General features: G+C 47.7%; 21 protein-coding genes and 3 pseudogenes. 11 read left to right on the plus strand and 13 right to left on the minus strand.

From position 1 onward, the window contains the following. Positions 1-66: 66 nt before the first annotated feature. From sutA to glnK, 4 genes and pseudogenes are all read right to left on the minus strand, one after another. Positions 67-390 (minus strand): dormancy-specific transcriptional regulator SutA, encoded by a 324-nt coding sequence (sutA, locus tag JTY93_RS26480; protein WP_169955390.1) that lies wholly within the window; start codon positions 388-390, stop codon positions 67-69. Positions 391-493: 103 nt separating this feature from the next. Continuing rightward, positions 494-628 (minus strand): annotated as a pseudogene (locus tag JTY93_RS26485) (YjbQ family protein); the annotation flags it as partial. 276 nt (positions 629-904) lie between these two features. After that, positions 905-2,242: an ammonium transporter gene (locus JTY93_RS26490; RefSeq protein WP_029289659.1), complete on the minus strand. Its 1,338-nt coding sequence runs from the start codon at positions 2,240-2,242 to the stop codon at positions 905-907. A 34-nt stretch (positions 2,243-2,276) separates the two neighbouring features. After that, positions 2,277-2,615 carry a P-II family nitrogen regulator gene (glnK, locus tag JTY93_RS26495; RefSeq protein WP_002555808.1) on the minus strand — a complete coding sequence of 113 codons (339 nt, stop codon included), beginning with the start codon at positions 2,613-2,615 and terminating at the stop codon, positions 2,277-2,279. A 420-nt stretch (positions 2,616-3,035) separates the two neighbouring features. Between glnK and JTY93_RS26500 the strand changes: the two genes are divergently transcribed. From JTY93_RS26500 to JTY93_RS26525, 6 genes and pseudogenes are all read left to right on the plus strand, one after another. Next, positions 3,036-3,299, plus strand: a complete 264-nt coding sequence (locus JTY93_RS26500; RefSeq protein WP_205479381.1) for an accessory factor UbiK family protein — start codon at positions 3,036-3,038, stop codon at positions 3,297-3,299. Positions 3,300-3,513: 214 nt separating this feature from the next. Next, a pseudogene (locus JTY93_RS26505) lies at positions 3,514-4,476 on the plus strand (YifB family Mg chelatase-like AAA ATPase); the annotation flags it as partial. Between the two features lie 40 nt (positions 4,477-4,516). After that, on the plus strand, positions 4,517-6,250 hold the full coding sequence (locus JTY93_RS26510) for a recombinase family protein (protein ID WP_205479383.1): 1,734 nt from the start codon (positions 4,517-4,519) through the stop codon (positions 6,248-6,250). A 586-nt stretch (positions 6,251-6,836) separates the two neighbouring features. Further along, positions 6,837-7,448 (plus strand): hypothetical protein, encoded by a 612-nt coding sequence (locus JTY93_RS26515; protein ID WP_205479386.1) that lies wholly within the window; start codon positions 6,837-6,839, stop codon positions 7,446-7,448. Between the two features lie 61 nt (positions 7,449-7,509). Then, positions 7,510-7,914, plus strand: a complete 405-nt coding sequence (locus JTY93_RS26520) for a hypothetical protein (RefSeq protein WP_205479389.1) — start codon at positions 7,510-7,512, stop codon at positions 7,912-7,914. Further along, complete coding sequence (locus JTY93_RS26525; RefSeq protein ID WP_205479399.1) at positions 7,911-9,461, plus strand: relaxase/mobilization nuclease domain-containing protein; 1,551 nt, start codon at positions 7,911-7,913, stop codon at positions 9,459-9,461. Before JTY93_RS26520 ends, JTY93_RS26525 begins: the two co-directional genes overlap by 4 nt. A gap of 25 nt (positions 9,462-9,486) precedes the next feature. Here the strand turns inward: JTY93_RS26525 and JTY93_RS26530 are convergent, their stop codons facing one another. From JTY93_RS26530 to JTY93_RS26540, 3 genes are all read right to left on the minus strand, one after another. Further along, positions 9,487-9,894: a hypothetical protein gene (locus JTY93_RS26530; protein WP_205479401.1), complete on the minus strand. Its 408-nt coding sequence runs from the start codon at positions 9,892-9,894 to the stop codon at positions 9,487-9,489. After that, positions 9,891-10,106, minus strand: coding sequence for a hypothetical protein (locus JTY93_RS26535; RefSeq protein ID WP_205518962.1), 216 nt, complete (start codon positions 10,104-10,106; stop codon positions 9,891-9,893). The genes JTY93_RS26530 and JTY93_RS26535 overlap by 4 nt, the downstream gene beginning before the upstream one ends. Before the next feature lie 279 nt (positions 10,107-10,385). Then, positions 10,386-10,754 (minus strand): hypothetical protein, encoded by a 369-nt coding sequence (locus JTY93_RS26540; RefSeq protein WP_205479405.1) that lies wholly within the window; start codon positions 10,752-10,754, stop codon positions 10,386-10,388. 1 nt (position 10,755) lies between these two features. Between JTY93_RS26540 and JTY93_RS26545 the strand changes: the two genes are divergently transcribed. Next, the gene (locus tag JTY93_RS26545) at positions 10,756-11,784 is read left to right on the plus strand and encodes an IS30-like element ISShes10 family transposase (protein WP_011711660.1); all 1,029 of its coding nucleotides are present in this window, start codon (positions 10,756-10,758) and stop codon (positions 11,782-11,784) included. Positions 11,785-11,998: 214 nt separating this feature from the next. Here JTY93_RS26545 and JTY93_RS26550 read toward each other — a convergent pair whose 3' ends face one another. From JTY93_RS26550 to JTY93_RS26560, 3 genes are read right to left on the minus strand one after another with little or no spacing between them, the layout of a single operon-like run. After that, on the minus strand, positions 11,999-12,664 hold the full coding sequence (locus tag JTY93_RS26550) for a hypothetical protein (RefSeq protein ID WP_205476825.1): 666 nt from the start codon (positions 12,662-12,664) through the stop codon (positions 11,999-12,001). Between the two features lie 17 nt (positions 12,665-12,681). Further along, entirely contained in the window at positions 12,682-13,047 is a 366-nt protein-coding gene (locus JTY93_RS26555; protein WP_205476824.1) for a hypothetical protein, read from the minus strand. Beyond that, positions 13,038-14,012, minus strand: coding sequence for a hypothetical protein (locus tag JTY93_RS26560; protein WP_205476823.1), 975 nt, complete (start codon positions 14,010-14,012; stop codon positions 13,038-13,040). Before JTY93_RS26560 ends, JTY93_RS26555 begins: the two co-directional genes overlap by 10 nt. 430 nt (positions 14,013-14,442) lie before the next feature. On the opposite strand from JTY93_RS26560, the gene JTY93_RS26565 reads away from it, so the two are divergent. The 3 genes from JTY93_RS26565 (at position 14,443) to JTY93_RS26575 (ending at position 16,354) form a co-directional block, all read left to right on the plus strand. Further along, positions 14,443-14,844: a hypothetical protein gene (locus JTY93_RS26565; protein ID WP_060763828.1), complete on the plus strand. Its 402-nt coding sequence runs from the start codon at positions 14,443-14,445 to the stop codon at positions 14,842-14,844. Between the two features lie 2 nt (positions 14,845-14,846). Continuing rightward, a complete protein-coding gene (locus tag JTY93_RS26570; RefSeq protein ID WP_060763827.1) occupies positions 14,847-15,302 on the plus strand; it encodes a hypothetical protein in 456 nt (151 codons plus the stop codon). Positions 15,303-15,709: 407 nt separating this feature from the next. Then, a complete protein-coding gene (locus tag JTY93_RS26575; protein ID WP_240357261.1) occupies positions 15,710-16,354 on the plus strand; it encodes a hypothetical protein in 645 nt (214 codons plus the stop codon). 177 nt (positions 16,355-16,531) lie between these two features. On the opposite strand, the gene JTY93_RS26580 is transcribed toward JTY93_RS26575, so the two are convergent. Both JTY93_RS26580 and JTY93_RS26585 read right to left on the minus strand, forming a co-directional pair. Beyond that, positions 16,532-17,275 carry a hypothetical protein gene (locus JTY93_RS26580; RefSeq protein WP_205518963.1) on the minus strand — a complete coding sequence of 248 codons (744 nt, stop codon included), beginning with the start codon at positions 17,273-17,275 and terminating at the stop codon, positions 16,532-16,534. Further along, on the minus strand, positions 17,262-18,044 hold the full coding sequence (locus tag JTY93_RS26585; protein ID WP_205476820.1) for a hypothetical protein: 783 nt from the start codon (positions 18,042-18,044) through the stop codon (positions 17,262-17,264). The genes JTY93_RS26580 and JTY93_RS26585 overlap by 14 nt, the downstream gene beginning before the upstream one ends. A 216-nt stretch (positions 18,045-18,260) precedes the next feature. On the opposite strand from JTY93_RS26585, the pseudogene JTY93_RS26590 reads away from it, so the two are divergent. Beyond that, positions 18,261-18,809 (plus strand): annotated as a pseudogene (locus JTY93_RS26590) (ATP-binding protein); the annotation flags it as partial. Positions 18,810-18,932: 123 nt separating this feature from the next. Here the strand turns inward: JTY93_RS26590 and JTY93_RS26595 are convergent. After that, positions 18,933-20,909: a methyl-accepting chemotaxis protein gene (locus tag JTY93_RS26595; protein ID WP_205476819.1), complete on the minus strand. Its 1,977-nt coding sequence runs from the start codon at positions 20,907-20,909 to the stop codon at positions 18,933-18,935. Positions 20,910-21,034 lie beyond the last annotated feature (125 nt).

Consider the following 21,034-nt stretch of genomic DNA (forward strand, 5'->3'; position numbering starts at 1 on the left):
AAATAGAGTCGCCCATGAAAAAGCCCGCAGCGACGGCGGGCTTTTTCAGCAAGCAAGTCACCGACCTCAGATAGGACGGCTGCCGTACTTGTTATCCGGCTTCTTCGGTGGATCTGCCACCACGTTGGCCTCGACTTCCTGCACTTTGCCGCCTTTGGCGAGGAATTCTTCCATCGCTCGGGCCAGCGCATCGCGCTCTTTGTTCTTGGCTTCAACGCTCGGCAACTCGTCAACCGACACAGCAGCCTTGGCCTTGCCCTTGGCGGTCGGGGCCGGTGCGTCATCGCCACCGTCGTCGTCAGCCACGTCTTCGGCAGCCGCCTCAAGACCTTCTTCGGTTTCGTCATCACCTACTTCGAGGTCGTCGTTTTCCAGATCATCGTCGCTCATGTTCTACCTCATGACTTGCGAAAAGCAGATTAGTTATAGCCCAGCTTCACCATCTGTCGAAGGCTGCCGGAAAAAAATCAACGTCCACCGGATAACCAGTGGCTTATGCCCCGTCACCGTGCGAGGTGGCGAGGGCTTTACGAGCACCGCCATGATCAGGATGCTCGCCCAGATAAACGCTTTGCCATGTGCCCATTGCCAAGTGGCCGGCCTTGACCGGCAAACTCAGTTGGCGACCGATAGGCAGCCCTTGAAATGACCCGGGCCTTGGCCCGCAGGGTGATCAGGGTCTGTCGCCATATACAGTTCTGCGCCCATCGGCGCGCATTCTAGCGCGCTCTGGGAAAAAACAAAGTGCCGAATACGCCTACATGCCTGTAAGACATTCGCACACTGAAAAGTACCGTGTGGATCCGATCACAAACTCGGCACAAAAAACCTCACAAGCCTTCACCATAGGCAAATACCAGACAAAAAAATGCCCGGCAAGCCGGGCATGTTTTTTCATCCGTTATTACAAGTTGTAACCGCGCTCATTGTGTTCCGCCAGGTCCAGGCCAACGGCCTCTTCCTCTTCAGTTACACGCAGGCCGATGGTCAAGTCCAGCACCTTGAGAATCACAAAGGTCACGATACCGGTGTAGATCACGGTAAAGCCTACGCCTTTGGCCTGGATCCAGACCTGTGCAGCAATATCGGTCACTGTGCCGAAGCCACCCAGGATTGGCGCCGCGAATACGCCGGTGAGAATCGCCCCGACAATCCCGCCTACACCGTGTACACCGAAGGCATCCAGGGAGTCATCGTAGCCCAGCTTGCGCTTGAGGCTGGTGGCGCAGAAGAAGCAGATCACGCCAGACGCCAGGCCGATCACCAGGGCACCCATCGGGCCCACGGTACCGGCGGCCGGAGTAACAGCCACCAGGCCGGCAACCACACCCGAGGCGATACCCAGGGCGCTTGGCTTGCCATGGGTGATCCACTCGGCAAACATCCAGCCCAGTGCTGCTGCAGCGGTAGCAATCTGGGTTACCAGCATCGCCATACCAGCCGTGCCGTTGGCCGCTGCAGCGGAGCCGGCGTTGAAGCCGAACCAGCCGATCCACAGCATTGCCGCACCGATCAGGGTGTAGCCCAGGTTATGCGGGGCCATCGGCGTAGTCGGGTAGCCTTTACGCTTGCCGAGCACGATGCACGCCACCAGGCCAGCCACACCAGCGTTGATGTGCACCACGGTTCCGCCAGCGAAGTCCAGCACGCCCCAGTCCCACATCAGGCCGCCGTTGCCGCTCCAGACCATGTGCGCGATCGGCGCATAGACCAGGGTGAACCAGATGGCCATGAACAGCAGCATGGCGGAGAACTTCATACGCTCGGCGAATGCACCGACGATCAGCGCCGGGGTGATGATCGCGAAGGTCATCTGGAAGGTGATGAATACCGCTTCCGGGAACAGCGCCGCCGGGCCAGTGATGCTGGACGGTGTGACACCCGCCAGGAACGCCTTGCCCATACCGCCGAAGAAGGAGTTGAAGTTGACGACGCCCTGCTCCATGCCAGTGGTGTCGAACGCAATGCTGTAGCCGTAGACGACCCACAGGATGCTGATCAGACCGGTAATGGCGAAGCACTGCATCATCACGGAAAGAATGTTTTTGGAGCGGACCATGCCGCCATAGAACAGCGCGAGGCCAGGGATGGTCATGAACAGCACCAGCGCGGTGGCTGTCAGCATCCAGGCGGTGTCGCCGGAATTGAGGACTGGAGCCGCCACTTCGTCTGCCGCCATGGCCAGGCTGGGCATTACGATCGACAACAGGGCTCCTAGCCCTGCGAATTTACGCAGAGTCATATTGTTTTCTCCTGGGGCGTTGGGGTTTGGCGGCTTAGATTGCGTCGGTATCGGTTTCGCCGGTACGGATGCGAATAGCCTGTTCCAGATTGACCACGAAGATCTTGCCGTCACCGATCTTGCCGGTGTTGGCCGCCTTGGTTATCGCCTCGATAACCCGATCAAGATCCTTGTCGTCAATGGCGACATCAATCTTCACCTTCGGCAGGAAATCGACTACGTATTCCGCGCCGCGATACAGCTCGGTATGACCCTTCTGCCGACCGAAGCCTTTGACCTCAGTGACGGTAATGCCCTGCACGCCGATCTCGGACAGTGACTCGCGTACATCGTCCAACTTGAACGGCTTGATGATGGCAGTGACTAGCTTCATGAAAACTCTCTCCCGAATTGGTGGACTTGCCCCAGGAAAACAAACCCGTCTCAAGTCTAAGCGCAGTGCCTGGCTTTGTAACGCATCGTCGCCTCGGCAATTGCCTTTGCGACGCCAGCTAACCGTTGGTGACGAAACAAGTACCCTGGTCCGTCAGCGCACTGCATTCGTCACAGCGACTGCATCAGTGCATGGGTCATGATCGTCTAAGCAGAAACCTTGCCAGCTCCATAAAAATCACTGAAATCAATCCGTTGCCCGCTTACGCACACCTATGGGCCTGTGCGGCAGCCTGGATACGCACAAAAACAGTGCATGCACATTCGGGCTAATGCGCGAAAAGCGTGCGCCGAGCACTTGGAAAAGACTGTAGCCGCTGCGTGATACACTGCCGGCCAACTGTTTTCCGGAATGTTTCCCATGCTCGCGCCCAAAGACCTCCTCGACGCCCTGAGCGGCCACGCCTCTCGCCTGTTCAGCGGTGAAACCCCGCTGCCTCGCAACGAAATCGAAAGCCAGTTCAAGGCGCTGCTGCAAAGCGGGTTCAGCAAACTGGACTTGGTGAGCCGCGAGGAATTCGACAGCCAAATGGTGGTCCTGGCCCGCACCCGTGCGCGGCTGGAGAGCCTGGAGGCGAAGGTGGCGGAGTTGGAAGCCAAGCTGACGCCACCCCCTGCTGAATAAACGCGGTCAGTGTGGGAGCTGGCTTGCCTGCGATAGCATCGCCTCAGTCTTTCTGATACACCGAGGCGTCTGCATCGCAGGCAAGCCAGCTCCCACATAAAGCGCTGCGAACGACTCCGGATACGTTCTGTAAAACCTCCCCCGCCTCGCTCTTCCCCACCTCGTCTACCCTTGAAAAACCCGCAGGAAGCGGCCTCTCTTTCAAGGAACGAGCATGTCCCTCGCCATCGTCCACAGCCGCGCCCAGATCGGCGTCGAAGCCCCCGCCGTCACGGTCGAAGTGCATATGGCCAATGGCTTGCCGTCGCTGACGCTGGTGGGCCTGCCCGAGACTGCGGTCAAGGAAAGCAAAGACCGCGTGCGCAGTGCCATTCTCAACAGTGCGCTGCAATACCCCGCACGCCGTATCACCCTCAACCTGGCGCCCGCCGACCTGCCCAAGGACGGCGGGCGTTTTGACCTGGCGATTGCCCTGGGGATTCTCGCGGCCAGTGTGCAGGTGCCAGCGCTGAAGCTGGATGAGGTGGAGTGTCTCGGGGAATTGGCGTTGTCCGGCGAGGTGCGAGCGGTGAAAGGCGTGTTGCCGGCCGCCCTGGCGGCACGCAAGGCCGGGCGCACGGTGATCGTGCCTCGGGCCAATGCCGAGGAAGCCTGCCTGGCGTCCGGGCTGACAGTGATTGCGGTGGATCATCTGCTGCAGGTGGTGGCGCACCTTAATGGGCAGGTGCCGATTGAGCCGTTCAAGTCAGACGGTTTGCTGTACCTGAACAAGCCCTACCCCGACCTGAGTGAAGTGCAAGGCCAACTGGCGGCCAAGCGGGCGCTGTTGATTGCCGCAGCTGGCGCCCACAACCTGCTGTTCAGCGGCCCGCCGGGCACCGGCAAAACCCTGCTCGCCAGCCGCCTGCCCGGTTTGCTGCCGCCGCTGAGTGAACAGGAAGCCCTGGAAGTGGCGGCGATCCAGTCGGTGGTCAGCCTCGCTCCGTTGAGCCACTGGCCCCACCGACCATTTCGCCAGCCGCACCACTCAGCGTCAGGACCGGCGCTGGTAGGTGGCGGCTCGAAACCGCAACCTGGGGAAATCACCCTGGCCCATCATGGAGTGCTGTTTCTCGATGAGTTGCCAGAGTTTGATCGCAAAGTGCTTGAGGTGCTGCGCGAGCCGCTGGAGAGCGGATAGACGTATCATGCACTTTTGAAAATCAGGACTAGGACACATGGAAACCCTGAAAATCGACCGATCTAAACCTCTGGCAATCGCCTACGTCCGTTGGTCTAGCACCGTGCAGGGTGGTGACGACAAAGACAGCTATGACCGACAGACAAGCCCGTTGGAGTTCTTCACATCGTCCACAGGTGTCCCCGTCGTTGAAACCATCATCGACCCCGGTCAGTCAGCGTTCACCGGGGAAAACTCGAAGAAAGGGAAACTCAAAGGCATTCTTGACCGTATTGAGTCCGGGGAAATCAGGAAGGGAGATTTTTTGGTCGTTGAAAGTATCGACCGGATTACCCGAATGCGTGTGCTTGATGGCGTCGCACTGATACAAGACGGGATCTTGAAAAAAGGTGTGAAGCTCTACACCACCACCGACAACAAAATTTATTCGTATGAAGACCCTGACAAAGACTTTGAAAATCTTTTGATGATCAGTCTGATCGCTAAACGTGCAAACGAAGAAAGCGAAATAAAGTCAAAGCGTCGGCGTTCTGCTTGGAGTAAAGCAAAGACTAAGGCAACGGATGGCGTGCCTTTCAATGCTCATAACCTCCCTTATGGTCTACGTCATAACCTCGAAACAAATAGCTTTGAAATCGTAGAAGAAGAAGCCCAAGAAATTAAGAAAATTTTTGAAGGCTTGAAATATGAAGGCGTGTCGAACACTCTTAAAAAGGTAAATCTAACTTCAAAACGTAAATGGTCACGTAAAACCGTCCATTTAATGCTTACTAGTCGCTATCCCATCGGCACTCTAATGTCACAAAAAAGAGACGGGAAAAAGAAGGTTTTTGAACGCTATATCGAAAACTACTATCCCGCGATCCTGTCACACAAGGAATTTCAAGACGCATTGCAAGCGATGAAGCTACGCGGAAAAGTAAAGGACTACGGACGAAATACCGAAGGCTACTTGAACATCTTCAAGCATTGCGTTAAATGTGCCGCATGTGGTCAAAGCCTTATGTTTGAAAAATCAATAAACCAAAAAGGTGTCAAATACGGCTATTTTCATTGCTACACACGAAAAGAAACATTGAGCCATTGCGATGTTCCACGTTTTCGGTTTGATTTTGCTTTCGGCACTCTACTGCAATTAGTCAGGCAATTAACTTGTGAAGATGACGATTTTGACGTTCACCCATGGGCGAATGAAATGCCAGCCGATTACGATAGCACCATGGACGGTGATGAAATTGATATCGAAAGCTTTGAAAATCAATTTTTGTCATTATTTAGCAAATCAACTGCAACAGAAGCGATTAAAACCGAGTTCTATGAAGCAGAAAATGAACTCGCTAAATCTAAATCGCTATATGAAAATATGACCGCCTCATTTTCACAGTATAAAGATGGTCGCATTCCTTCGTTCTTCATTCAACAGATGGCAGATGCAGAACTAGCATACGAGAATGCAAAGGCCAATATAGACGCGTTAAGTGCTCAAATAGACAACGCAGAAAGCAGTTTAGAAATCTATTCGTATCGCGATATTATCGAGCTATACAGCACTGATGAAGGCCGCTTGAAGCTTAATCACTTCTTTAAATCGAACGGCCTCAAATTTGTTTTTAACTATGAAGCCAAAACCCGCACAGTATTCATGGTCGTTCGGGATAAAAAAGATGCAGAGATTTATCGGGTAGGCAAAAAATTCACGCTTCACAATCCATTGAAAGAATTCGGCATTGATAATCTAAACGAACATATGAACGCCGTTGTAAAAATCTAACCATCAAACGTATTAAATTGAGGCTGTCTATTTATAGATGGCCTTTTTTATGTGATCTAAAAATCAAACGGTAAAAGAGTACATAAAAGGTCTGATCATCAAACGTTTTATGTCGGACGCTTTTAATATTTGTCGGACACTTTTTTGTCATACAGATATGTCGGACACTCTTGAAAACATTAAAATATATGATACAACTTTTATATGAAGTCTTTAAAGAACAGGCAAGCAATGGAAACGTCCGACATTTAACTTCGTTAAATTTGTCGGGCACAAAAAAACCTTCGGTCTTTTTTGTTCCGTTTCCTACTTGAAATTTACGCACTTCGTTTGAAATTTAGAAGCAAGAGCAAGCCCCTGTAATGCTTCGACATTACAGAAAAACAAAAAACCAACCATGAGGACTTATGAGTAAATATGACAAATTTAGAACCTGCATTAAATGCTGCCAACTTAAAGCAGTAAAAAATAGCCGTGCATATATAGAGGCTTGGCTATGCGAAGACTGTTATGCAGCCTTAGCAAAGAAAAAGAACAACGGACATTCGTCCAGCTACAAAAATAAACCATAAACATGAGGAAAATTATGACAAATAAAAAAGACCCGAAAGATTTCGATTTTGAAGATAGCAATGATTTTGACTTTGATGATGAAATATTAAGCAAGGATTTTAACAAAGAAGACGAGCTAGTTGATCCAAAGCATTTGAATGATGATTTTGATTTTGGTGATGAAGTCGTTAGGCCAGTAGGTGAAAACGTCATCAAGAGACAAAACACTATCACCGAGAAAGAAATCAAAGATCATGAAGAAGACGACTTCCCTGATTATGATTTCGGTATCACTTCAACAAAACCAACAATGATACGAAAAATTGATTGCACCTCCCTCAATGAAGCTGAAAAACATTTCGTTTGTTTGGCTCTAACCATTAGAGATCAGACAAAAAGAAAAAGCTTACTCAATGATCAGTTAATTAGAATTAGATTTGTAGAAGGTGAATTTGAGGCAAGAATGGACTTCATAGCTGATATTATTAAGGTAGTTGTAGAAAGCAAGAGACTAGAAGCAAACGGGAAAAAATACTTCTTCAACGCTTTAAAAAAATCAATGGTTAGTCTTCTTGTTGAATTGGTTGAAGAAGAGTTTGAAGACCTCGACCAATTGATCAATGAGGAAATCGAAAAAAATAGTTGAAACAAAACGAACAACAGGCCCCGGCCTTTGTTCACCAAATTAAATTTAGATCAGGAGAAACATGGCACAAGATAAAGTATCAATAAGAATTTCAAAAGAAGACATGGAAAAATTCAACACCCTCGCTTCTAGTCTTTCAATGACTAAAACAGCAGTAATCAAAAAAATCGTTAACGATGGCTTTGCTCAAACAGCCGAAATCACAAACCCTACACTTCTTGACAATTTCGAAAAAATTCAAGCAATGCTTGAAAGTATCGAAAAGCAATTAAAGCCGTTGGGCGATAACGTCAACCAAATCGCTAGAAAAATAAACTCTAACGAAAAATTTACCGATCAAGATAGAAAAATCCTTGCGAGCGATTTGAAAATCCTTGAACAAGCATCATCCCGTTTTGAAACTCTTTCTGATTTGATTTCTACAAGAACCAAAAAAACAGTAATCAAAAAGAGAGGTTCAAAATGATCAGAAAGGTTCTTAGTAAATTACCCGATAGTGCCGCCGTTAAAGACACCATGAGTTATGCATTAGATAAAGCTGAGCTTGTCGATGGCAGTGAAGCCAAATTTGATGGTACCAGTGTTAAAGACTATATCAAGCTGGGCGTTAAGAAATTCGATCAGGTCAATAATAAGTTTGAGCCTAAGACCGGTAGAAAACAAGAAGTCCAAGCTATTCACGAAGTAATCAGTTTTTCAGCAAAAGACATGATAACTAATGAACAGGCATTAGAAATTGCTATGTCGGTTTGGAAAGAAGCCCTTGATTTAGACAATAGAAAATACCGTGTAGCTGTTCACGACAAAGACGACAACGGAAAAACCCACGTCCATTTGATCTGGAATAAGCGAGATAACAAAGGTGAACCATACGAACAAAAGAACGACTACCAGCTATTTGAAAAGCTTTGTCATCAAGCCGAGTTGAAACACGGCCTTGAAGAAGTCAAAAACAGAAAATACCTAAAACCCAACATGCCTACAAATCCACAAGGCCCGAACGAATACAGGCTTGAAAACCGTGGGATAAAGTCCGAGAAGACCAAATTTAAAGAAGCAGTAACCTCAGCAACTGACAAAGCTATGACCGCTGGCGAGTTCCTTGAATTTCTTGATAATGACGGCTTCACGTTGATCACCAACGGGAACAATGCCTATTCCCTGGAGAAAGACGGCGTGACCTTCAAAGCCTCTGAGGTTGGAGCTTCTTACAAAGCTCTTAAAGCCCGTTTTGGCGACGATCCCCAGTTTGGTGACACGCTTGCACGTCTTGGAGTGAAAACGGCCCCTATACGTGAAATGGGCAGCATTGGCGGCGACTTTCATGATGAGCAATCAAGCATCACCGAAAAGAGGATCAAGAAATCTAACCGTGTCCTAGATACCCGGTTCGATACCCCTAACGGTCACGATTTCTTTTATAAAGGGACGAATAAGAAAGCTTTTGAATACAGCAACGGCAAAGCTACTTTCAACACTAACAGCCGAATGGCGATTAAAGCGGGCTTTCAAAAGCTCACTGAGAAAGGCAAACCCCAAACCCTGCACCTTGATGGCAATGACGATTTTAAGCGTAACGCATGGCTCGAATTTCACATGATGCAACTGGATCAAAAAGGTTACTCGCTCAAAGGTTTCACACCAACCGCAAACGATAAAGCAGAGCTTGAAAAATTGAAGCTTGAAAATCCGGCTTTTAAGAAGCCTACACAAGAAAACAATATCACAGGTTCATCAACAGACTTCACGTCAACAAATGATGCTGTTTCTAGTGTTAAAGGCAGTGCGAAAGAAGTCGCATCAACAACCATGGACGCGGCAGTCGGCCTGCTCGATGGCTTAGTAAAAGCTGCTGTTGATGTGTTAACTTCGAAAGACACCGTTGGCCTTCAAAGTGAAATGCTTTCAGAAATGCGAGTGCTTGCAGCCCAAGCAGAAAGTAAAAAACAAAATGCTGAAAGTGAGCATCATCAAAATAAAAGAAGCCGACTTCAAAAACCTAGCCCGCATTAAAAAAACGCCTTAATGGCGTTTTCTTTTATCTCAAAGTCCATAGCGTATCTGCGTAGACTTTGTCATTCCACAAAAGCGGTTGGCCGGTTCCATCATTAAGACCATAGACAACGCTCGACATAGTGTAGTTTTCAGCTTTTAAAGATTTAACGTAGTTTCCAACACTCGCTAGCTGACCAACGTTTGCAAAAGAACCAATGTTGTAAATATCAACATTACACACACCGCCAGAAACTCCCGCACCAACATCAATACTCACGCCCAATCCTTGGGCATAATCTTTGATGTATCTTGATGAAGCTTGGCACATGCTTTCATCAGTTTGTGGTTTGACGAAAACGATATTCGCGTCAATTGTTGTCATGTAAGTATAAGACGCATTAGCTGACATTGAAGCAAATAATGCAATTGTTAAGATTGAAAGCTTGATCATTGAGATACCCCGTTATTATTGTTTGTTTTGTTTTCTCTCCTTTGTGCTTCACCCTTCAAACCTAGCAATGCGTAAATACCAAGGCTCTGAATGGCGATCAATAAGAAAAATTGAATGTTGTAGAAATTTGCGGCTACTGCAAAATAAATCGAAGTAAAAATTGCGGCTACTGCTATACATAAAACTAAAATTACTATTTGCGATGTTTTCATTTCATTAAAAGATGTTGTTAATATTATTATATATAATAATATTAAAAAAATCAAATGCGAACAAAAAGCCCTCTTTTGGGCTTCTTTATTTCAAATCAATTTCAAGTAAAGCAACTCTAATTTTAACGCTCTAATACGGTGATAGTGGTCGAACATTGCGGCTTTTCTTTCATCGCTTGGGATCATCTGGTCATTCTTGTAAGCGTCGAATTCTTTTGTAATGAGTAAATTCTAATGCTGAAATGTTCAAGTATCGCTTGGCAATTTTCTTCGTTCATATTATCCACCTGTTGATTTATTTTGTTTGTCGAAATCAAAAGAACATACATTGTTTTTTTCGTCGTATGTTTCATATACATTAAATGACTGTTTTGCTTCACCCATAAACGCCGAGTTTTTGCATAGTTCCGGCTTTCCAATATTGAGATAACATTGGCCTTTATAGGACATCATTCCGAAATCTCGACCATACTTAATAGGGACGGTTATAACTCCATCGTTACTCATCATTTCAATTTCATGACTATCCGCAAGTGCCTGAACCGCAATCCTCGTTTCATCGCCCGACGAACAAACACAAATTTTGAATTGCTCGGCGGCCGCAAAAACTGAGTGCAACACCTGACCTTTCCGGTACGGTGCTGCCACTATGTCCTATCACGAACTCAGTATCCCCGAACGTGCGACCCTTCAACTCGGCCTTGCCCAAGGTTTCAGCCAGCGGCGAATTGCCCGGATGCTCGGCCGCTCCCCCTCGACCATCAGCCGGGAGCTGCGCCGCAACCGGGCCCCTGGCACCCGCTACCAGGCCTGTGCTGCCCAGCAGCAGATGCAGGTCCGCCGCCAGGTCTGCAGGCCTCAGTGCAAGCTGCTGCCGGGCAGTGAGCGCTTCGAGCTGGTCGTCCATATGCTGCGTGAGGGTTTGTCTCCCGAGCAGATTGCCGGCAAGCTGCGCAGCATGAACATACCCAGCCTCAGAGAGGCCTACGTCTGCCGCGAGACGATCTATAACGCGATCTACGCCCTGCCGGTCGGTGGCCTGCGCAAGGAGCTGATCATCTGCCTGCGCCAGGGCAAGACGAGTCGCAGGCCGCGCTCTGGCGGCGTCGATCGGCGCGGCCAGATCCCTGAAATGCTCAGCATCCACGTGCGCCCGCCGGAGGTCGAAGACCGGCTGATGCCAGGCCATTGGGAGGGCGACCTGATCAAGGGCAAGGCCAATGCCTCGGCGGTGGGCACCTTGGTGGAGCGTACCAGCGGCTACCTGATGCTGATCAAGATGGCCGACGCGACGGCGACCTCGGCGCTGGAGGGCTTCAGTGCGGCGCTCAATGGCATGCCGCTGGCGGTGCGCAAGAGCATGACCTACGACCAGGGCCGGGAGATGGCGCGGCACGCCGAGATCACCCAGCGGACCGGGGTGGCGATCTACTTCTGCGACCCGCACAGCCCCTGGCAACGCGGCAGCAATGAGAACATCAATGGACTGATCCGCCAGTACCTGCCCAAGGGCACGGACTTGTCGGTGCATAGTCAGGAAGCCCTGGACGCCATCGCTTTGCAACTGAATATGCGACCGCGCAAACGCTTCGACTTCAAATGCCCGATCGAGGTGATGGGCGAAGTGATGCAAGAAGCCGTGGTGATGCGGCATGATGCTCCCGCTTCAATTCAATAACCGTGTTGCACTCAGATCCTGCAACCGCCCTCATCTATCTTTTTAATAGCATCGTGAGATTTAAAGCCGTGCAACATTAGCGAAGCGTAATCCTTGTTTCTTTGCCCTCTGCATTTGCTATCGCTCCACCATGCAGGGTCATCAGCAAAAGCATTGACTGAGAATAAAAGCGTTAAAAGCAACATCGTATTTTTCATAATTTCCCCATGGTTTTTTAAAAGTTAATTCCTATGCTTTCGAGCGTGTTGATTGCCATTTGTGCAGTGTGCGGTATATCGACAATCAACGCCGATGCAAACATGGTTATGATGGGTTTACCGTAGCCGCTATCTTTTGATGAACCGTTAGCTACTTGCACCAATCCGTATGCACCCACTAGAAAATAAATCAGCCCTATGATTTGAAAAATCCCAATGATAATTTGTATTTTATCCATGAATATTTCAGCGGTGTTACCGCTTGAAAGCTTCTCTATACGGCTTTTTAATTCACCCGTGAGGCCAGATAATTCAGTGCTCATGCAGCTATCATTTATCCTGCCATCGTCAACAACTAAGCAAAACTTTTCAGCACTGAATAGAGTTGCACCAAAGACACTCAAAGAGTTGGAGCTATTCATCATGATGACCCCTACTAAAATCGCCATAATAGGAGCACTGAAAATTTTGGTTTTTTCGTTATTGTCTGACATGGCTTTGATCTTGTATCCACCCGAAACCAGCAGGATTAGACCGATTAAAAATGAGCCTATGTAGATCAATTTTTGTATAGCAGAGATTAATTCAGCCTGAGCCTTAACAGCGGCGTCATTGCCGAATGCGAACGCAACGGCAGGAAGGAAAAGCAGCGTTAAAAAAGTGATTAAATTTCTTACATTCATGGATCTCCTGATCGATGTTAAACACTAGGTTTTTGGTTGTTTTTTTGTTTAACGGTATTCAAATCTTTTTTCCCCATTTCGATGAAATAATCCAATATTTCCGTGTAATCAAGTTCACTTAATAACTCGCCCGTAATCGGGTGGAAAACCAAACCGCCCTTAATCTTATTTTCAATCAGTTCACTACTTTCAATAGATGCTTGTGCAAGCGATAACAATTGATATAAAGCTTTAATGTCTTTTACTTCGCTTAATTTTGCGGAGATAGCCGCTCTTATCACGTCGCTTTTTATCAAGTGTAAAAGTGCCTCAATTCTCATTATCAACGCTTCTACTATGAAGCCACGCGATTGCGGCTTTTGTTCTTCTTTTTTCATACCCATTCTTCGTCTCCATTGTCTGTTGATTTTGGTTGTTCCGTTTCTTCTGCAACCTTAGTCTTTTTGACCTTTATCGGTTTTTTGAAAGCATCTAAATTCTTAGCAGCAGCCGCCCTTTTCTTGGCTAATTCGGTATATAAAGTCTTATAGGTATAATCGACTTTGAAAGTCACCGTTTTACCGTTTTTCTTCGTTATAGTTTTACCCTTCACTGTAACCGTTTCTTTGACTTCTTCGTATTTTGTAATTATTCCCAATTCAAGCAATGCATCATTTGCTTTACGTATATTCATTGAAACAGTTTTGTCCAAGGTCGTTTCAGAAACGTTGAAACGCTTTCTTAAATCTTCAAGCGAGAAAAAATTTGTTTCGTTCTTTCGATTACACACATAGAGAATGTATAAAATTCTTTGGTATTCATTTTTTAGTAAGTCTAAAAAATCTAATGGTATGTCATAGAGATATTCAAGCTCGTTGAAGAACTCAATAAATTCTTTGCTCAATCTTATTTTTGTAGTCTTTTTGTTGACCTGTCTGTATTCAATAAACTTAAATCCAATTCTCTGATTTAACAGATCTTCTCTTTTAGTATAAGAAACGTCAATTGATGAAAGTTTTTCTTCAATCAAGTTTATGTAAACTTCTTTCATGAAGCTGTCGCGATGATTGGGCTTTATTTTTAATAGCTCGAAAATCTCTGTATTGTCGAATTCAAAGGTGTTAGATTTTTTTAGATATGCTTTCTTCATTAGAAACAAGAACACTTCAAAATCACGTATTACGGAAAGGTTGACTGACCTCAATCTAATCTTTCTAAGATCACCGAACTTTGCAACTTCGGTATATTTTTCAGTTGAAGCTGAATTTTTTGGAGTGAAAAACGGCAAAGCAAGAAAAAGCTTAGGCACCGAAATGTATCTTTCCAATGTTGCCACTTTCTTTTCTTTGGTTGTGATGATGTATTCCATGGTTTTAAAATCCTTAATTCATATATATATCAAACCATAATTTTTTCCTTTTTCAATAGATAACGGGAAAATATTTACACAAATGTCACACCGTATTTTAATGCTATTTGTTTTATCCTTTGTTTAATGAAAAAAACGGCACAATTGATTTTCGATCTTACAGTTAACTATAACCACAACCACCATTTTTGATGGGTTGATTACAGTTAACTATAACCGGCCATTTGCGATTTCTCTGATTTTTGCGGGCTTTTTCGATAGTTTCAGGAGGGTAAAAGATATTTACTTCGTAAATGTATATATAAAATATGAGGGCAGAACGTCAAAAGCTCATCTGGTGGATCTAAGATCTTAAAATCTTTCTGGTTAGAGCCTAGGCCCTTTATTTTGACTTTTTCAAGGAGTGATTTTAAAATCCATTTTTTGATCAATGGAATGGGCTAAAAGATTGATAATTGAAAAGCTAGTCGTAAATAAAGAGATCATTTTAGAAACCCTGCACAGCCAATGGTCAAGAGATCCAAGGGACGGTAAAGCCTTAGATTGCCTTCATTACGACGAGTATTGTATTGAAGTGCTGGATCTAAAAACCAAGATTGATCTTGGCTTGTTTAATGCTGAAACCGCATTGAAATCGGCTTTAAAAACCTACGCCCTTTATGTGATCCTCTACACACTAGGGCTTCGACAGTCTGAAATCGAAAGCCAAGAAAACCTTGATAACGTAAAAGAAACCATTTCAAAGATCGTCGATGATCATTGGCCTGAGTTCTACATTAAAATTGAAAAAGGCTTTTCCACTTTCCTGCATGAACTGCATAAGGTCGTTTAAAAATGTCAAAATTGCTTGATCTACTCGCACAACAACACGCAATTGCTGAGCAACAAAATGCCATTGCTGAACAAATCAAAACACTTCAATCAAATGAAGAAGAAGCAAAGGTCATGAAATTTGTCGAAGAGCTTGAAGCCCTTCGCAATAAATACGGCTATAAGGTGCCCGATTTTGTCGATGTGGTGCATTCCCTTCACGGCGTTAAAACAGCCGCTAAAACACCTAAAAGCGTGAGCGTGAAGACCACGAAGACGAAAGCCCCGAAGTTTAAAGTCATGATCAATGGTGTTGAAACGATCTTGCAAAGCAAAAAGGCTGGGGCCGTTGGTAAGACAATTGAAGCACTAGGCTTCACGACCTATGCTGATTATCTGGCCGACCTGATGAAGAAAAACAAAGTCGCTGACTTTGATGCACTGATCAAAAAGCTGGGCGGCGTTCCTGTCACTGCCTGACATTTTTTCGCGAGAAATTAAAGCCCCTTGATTGGGGCTTTTTTGTGCCTGTTGGGTTTAGGCCCTTTCTTTTGACAAATTATTTTTCAATAAAATTTCGGCAATTTTATTTTAGAAAATCTTGCAAATTATTCAGTTTTACCATTTTTGCGATGGTCGTTTTATGGCTTGCGTAAGCCATAAATTACGTGTCAATAGCAGATTGAAAATATATTTAAGGTTGAACATTATTAAAAAAATAGGGTTAGACAATAAGCCCTATACACTAAATTGTTTAGGCCCTTTCTGTTGACTTCTTCTTTTTTTCGTGCTTTCATTTAAGTAACAACACACAAAAGGAGATTTATGAAAAAATATCAAAAAGAAATTTAATCTAGTCGATTTAGCAGAAGAAGCGTTTCACTCATGTGCCGTATTCAGCGTCGATACAACTTTCAAAAAACAGAGAAATAAACCCTACAAGATTTTTATTAGTTAGCAAGTCAGCGTCATCAATTGGCGTTGCCAATTATGTGCTTCATGACTATTTCAAGTCAGAAGAATACGAAGACGCCACACAGAAAAAAATTCACCTATTCGATTTAGATCAGTTCGACTATGATTATTCAGTAATCAAGATAAGCAAGACTAAAAAATACAAAGCGATTTCGAAAATTTCAACTTGTGAAAATTATGCGAGGTTGATTTATGCCGATGAATTAGTGGCGGTCAATAAGGTAAAAATTGATCCAATTCACAGAGAGGCGTTCCACGAAGCTATGACGCCGCGAGATTTTTTCTTTTTCAAAGAATTGAAATATGAATACAGAATTACGATCAGGCTCGTAAAAAATCGCAAGGTAGTGAAAACGTTAAAATGTAATTTGGGCCATTTAACGTTAATACAAACGTTGAAGCCATTCGACTATCAAGAGACAGAAAGCGAAGAGATAAAAGCCACAAGACCATCATTATTAAACCCGGTTTACACAATTGATGACGTTGATGTAATGGTGACGTTTAACGACACGAACAAACACTATAAAAGCCTAGTCGATATGATGAGAATATAAACCAGCCCGAAAGGGCTTTTTTAATGTCAATAATCCGTTAATCATACCGCCACCCTATGGGTGGGCAGTATTCTTATATTGTCAATTTTCCGTTTTCGTCCATATATGGTTTGTTGTGCTTAGGCCCTTTTTCTGGACTTTAAAAGCTTGTGATTTTAAAGCGAAGCGATCACCAGATTATGATGCGGTAGCATCATCGCTGTTAGGCTTTCCAAAACAAAACCTATGGCATTCATTTTTCGCTATTTGGTTTGCCTGCGTGATTTCTTCGTCAGTCATAATCCAAGGCTTCTTATTTTTCTTACGCTTGCCACATAGCAAAATATGAGGCGATAAAGGAAACATTAAAGACCTTTGGTAGTTATCTGCCGAAATCAATCCGCCATGTTCTGCAATTCCAACTGACCAAAATATGCCTTCATAGTCTTTACGGTATCGATCAAGCCCTTCTTGAATCCTGAGAGTTGCCGCAAACATGCCATCAATGGTGCCATCCCCATTGACGTAGATTTTCCCATGCCTATTGGCCCAGTCTTTGACTTCTTCCAACGTACCGAAATCAAAACCTTCATAAATTTTGGTCACTGGCTCAGGCGTCACCGCATACATGTGCCGCAAACGCCAAAATATATGATATGTCGATATGTCTTGGTGTGCGGACACTCCACGAGTATTTAGGATGTGACGTATTTGCCCCAATCCTTTTTTCTCGATGGTGGCTCCATAACGTGTTTCTGTTTCATCCGACCATGCAATATGCCCATAAAATGCTTTGTCTTCGTAGGTCAGGCTTCCAGTGCTTCCGTCTTTGTAAAAAATACTTAGATCTTCACCTAACGAGAAATTTTTCAGAATTGCTCGCATATGGTAGTGCTGACGTTTTGTTAGCTCCCTAATATCCGCCATTTTATTCTTCCTCACTAGCGGCAACTCTTGTGATAAGCATTTGATGCATAAAATTAAACGGGGTTACTTTGTCCATCGAATATTTTTGTTTGATATGTTCTATGAGTTCGTACTCATCATTTCTATCAACATTGGTTCGTACAGAATACGCCTTGCCTGCGGCTTCTTTGGCAGTCGGATCGACTACGCCAGTAGTGAACGCTTTCACAAACCTGCAATTTTTCACCGCATCATATCGTGGAGACAGATCGTTAATACAGAATTGCAGATTATTTTCTCCTACAAATATTGCTCCATCAATTATGGATTGATGCTTGTAAAAATCACTATTTTGAAAATAGTAACAATCTTTCAACGGCTCATTAGCAATCCCATAAGTTATCAATTTCACTGATCCATATGCCGATGCTTCAAACTGGCTCAAATGATAAGAGGTAGCAGGCCCGCTTGCATGCAGAATAAGAAAGCAAAAATCAGCTTCAACGGTTTCTTTCTTTGAGTGAAACTGCTTGGCGGCTTTGTCAAACAATTTGGAAATTCTATTATTTCGGTGTAGTGGCGTGGTTTTTGAATAAATTTCGCCGGTCTTTAAAACCGTGTCTCTTTCATCAAGAACTTCTTGGCTTTCATTTTTTGTCTTCAATTCCAACAGAATTTTATATTGACCATCCGATGTGAGGAAATCAGGGCTTTTTGCGTCGCTTTCTCCAATTTTTTCAAGGTCAAATCCGAAGTGATGGAACACCCTTTTTATGAAAATTTCTTCCTTTGATTCCTTAATCATGGTGCTCTATCCCGCGTGGTATTGGGCAAGAATATAGCAGCAGATTGACCGTTTCCGTCACGCCTGAAAAGCCGACGCACACACCGCGTTATCCGGCGATTTTTCATACCGGTACAAGTCCCGGCACTCAAAACCACCTCGATCAGAAAAACATGCCGTTTTCCGGGCGTTTAACAACCGGTAAACACGCTTCAATAATGTGTGAGAAAAGACTACCCCTTTGAGTCCGGACATATCGTGATTTCCCGCGCCCGCGACCGGGTGAGTTTCCCGGCGCGGTTTCAACTGGTAGCGGCGATGAACCCCTGCCCCTGCGGCTATATGGGCGAGCCCAGCGGGCGCTGTCGCTGCACGCCGGAGCAGATCCAGCGCTACCGCAACAAACTGTCCGGGCCGCTGCTGGACCGCATCGACCTGCACTTGACCGTCGCCCGGGAAACTACCGCCCTGAATCCTGATAAACAGGCCGGCGATGACACCGCCAGCGCTTCCCGACGTGTCGCCCAAGCGCGTGACTATCAGCAACGGCGCCAAGGTTGTGCCAATGCGTTTCTCGACCTGCCAGGGTTGCGTGAGCACTGCCAGCTGGAGAAAGTCGATGAAGGCTGGCTGGAGAGCGCCTGCGAACGCCTGACGCTATCGCTGCGGGCTGCGCATCGGTTGCTCAAGGTGGCACGGACCTTGGCGGATCTGGAGCAAGCAGATGCCATCGCTCGTCACCATCTGGCGGAGGCCCTGCAATATCGCCCGGCTGCGATGACTTGAGCCGAGCTCAGATCCCCTGTAGGAGCGGGCTTGCCCGCGATTGCGCCGGGTCATCCGACATATGCGGCGACTGATACACCGCCATCGCGGGCAAGCCCGCTCCCACAATTGATCGAGGGTGTTTCAACGAAACCGATCCACCTCATGCCGCAACCCCGCCGCCAACGTCTCCAGCTCCCTGGCGGTAATCGCCAGGTTCGAGACCACTTCACGCTGTTCACTATTGGCCAGTGCAATGCTCTGCAGGTTGCTGCTGAGCAAGGTCGCCGTGCTGCTTTGCTCCTGGGTGGCGGTGGTGATTGCGGCAAATTGCTGCCCCGCCGAGCGGCTTTGCTCGTCAATGCGCGCCAGGGCCGAGGCAACGTCGGCATTGCGCGACAAGCCTTCCTGCATCAGCACATTGCCCTGCTCCATGGTGCTGATGGCATTGCCGGTTTCTTGCTGGATGCTCTGGATCATCCCGGAGATCTCATCGGTGGCCTGGCGGGTGCGTGAGGCCAGGTTGCGCACCTCATCGGCAACCACGGCAAACCCACGCCCCTGCTCCCCAGCCCGTGCCGCTTCGATGGCCGCGTTGAGGGCCAACAGGTTGGTCTGGTCGGCAATCGAGGTGATCACGCCGACGATGCCACCGATTTCCTGGGAACGCTGGCCTAGGGTGTTGATCACCGTGGCCGTGCTGTTGAGCGCCGTGGCGATATGTTCCAGGGACGCGGACGCCTCCTGCATCGAGTTGCGGCCAATGCGGGTCTGCTGGGCATTTTCCTGGGCCAGGCGTTCGGTATTGCCCATGTTGTCGGCAATGTTCAACGAGGTGGCACTGAACTCTTCCACCGCGCCAGCCATGCTGGTGATCTCGCCGGACTGCTGCTCCATGCCTTCATAGGCCCCACCCGACAAGCCCGACAGCGCCTGGGCGCGGCTGTTGACCTCCTCGGCCGCCTCGCGGATATGCGAGACCATGGTCGACAGGGCCTCGCCCATCTGGTTGAAGCTGCGCGCCAATTGACCGATTTCGTCCTGGCTGGAGACATTCAGCCGCGCACTCAAATCACCGGCGCCCAGGGCTTGCGCCTGGCGCACCAGGTCGCCCAAAGGCTGCAATTTACTGCGCAGCAACCAGACCGCCGCCCCCACGGCCAGCAGCATCGCCAGCACACTGCCAATCACCAGGCGGATACCCACGGCCCAGGTCACAGCACGGATCTCAGCCTTGGGCATGCTCGCCACCACCGACCACGGGCCGCCGTCAAACGGCACGGCAACGCTGTAGAAGTCTTCGCCCCGGTCGCTCCAGAACCGCCCCTGGCCGGGCTTTTGCGCCAACTCCAGGATCACCGGAACCGCCTGCTCCAACGCTTGCACGCCGGCAGGCGGCACCAGCCAGTGCTTTTGCTCGTCCAGTAGCGCCAGCGAGCCCGTCTGGCCAATGCGAAAACGCTTGAGGTTGGCGAACTGGGCGTTCTGCGCATCGGTGTAGTCAAAACCGATAAACAACACCGCAATCACCTTGCCGCTGGCGTCGCTCACTGGGCTGTATTGGGTCATGTAGGAGCGCTCGAACAGCACCGCGCGACCAATGTAGCTCTGCCCGGCGAGCAGGCGCTGGTAGGCTGGGCTCTGGCGATCCAGCACAGTGCCGATGGCGCGGTTGCCGTCCTGCTTGGTCAGGGAGGTACTGATGCGGATAAAGTCTTCGCCGCTGCGCACAAACACCGTGGCCACGCCGCCGGACATCTGTTTGAACTCATCGACCTCGTCGAAGTTGTTGTTCAGCACCGCATCGCCCAGGTAGAGACTCGGGGTCGGTACCCCGGCCACATTCACCGTCTGCTCGGCATGCACACTCAGCCCGGCGCCAAAGCGCTTTTCAAACAACCCGCTCAAACGCTGGGTGCTCTCGCGCAAGGTGCTGTGGAAGGTATTGAGTTGGTCGGCGAGCAAACGCGCTTCGCTGGCCAGGTGTTCTTCACGGGTCTGCAGGTTGGCCGAATCAAGGGAGCGTAGGGCAAACACGGTGCTGCCGCTGATCACGACAGCCAATATGACCGCCAAGGCGATGCCCAGCTGCGAAGCTATGCGGGCGCGGGGTTGAGACATGACTGCTCCTGGCCGCGGCCCGGATCTTCCTGATCTCATAGCGCTAATCGGCGAATTTCTTGAATTGGGGGCACGCTGAGCCGCAACTAATGGCAGCTGCGACACACCTACTTCGGCGGCCGGGG

Source organism: Pseudomonas hygromyciniae (genome assembly GCF_016925675.1).
In the GTDB taxonomy this organism is placed as follows: domain Bacteria; phylum Pseudomonadota; class Gammaproteobacteria; order Pseudomonadales; family Pseudomonadaceae; genus Aquipseudomonas; species Aquipseudomonas hygromyciniae.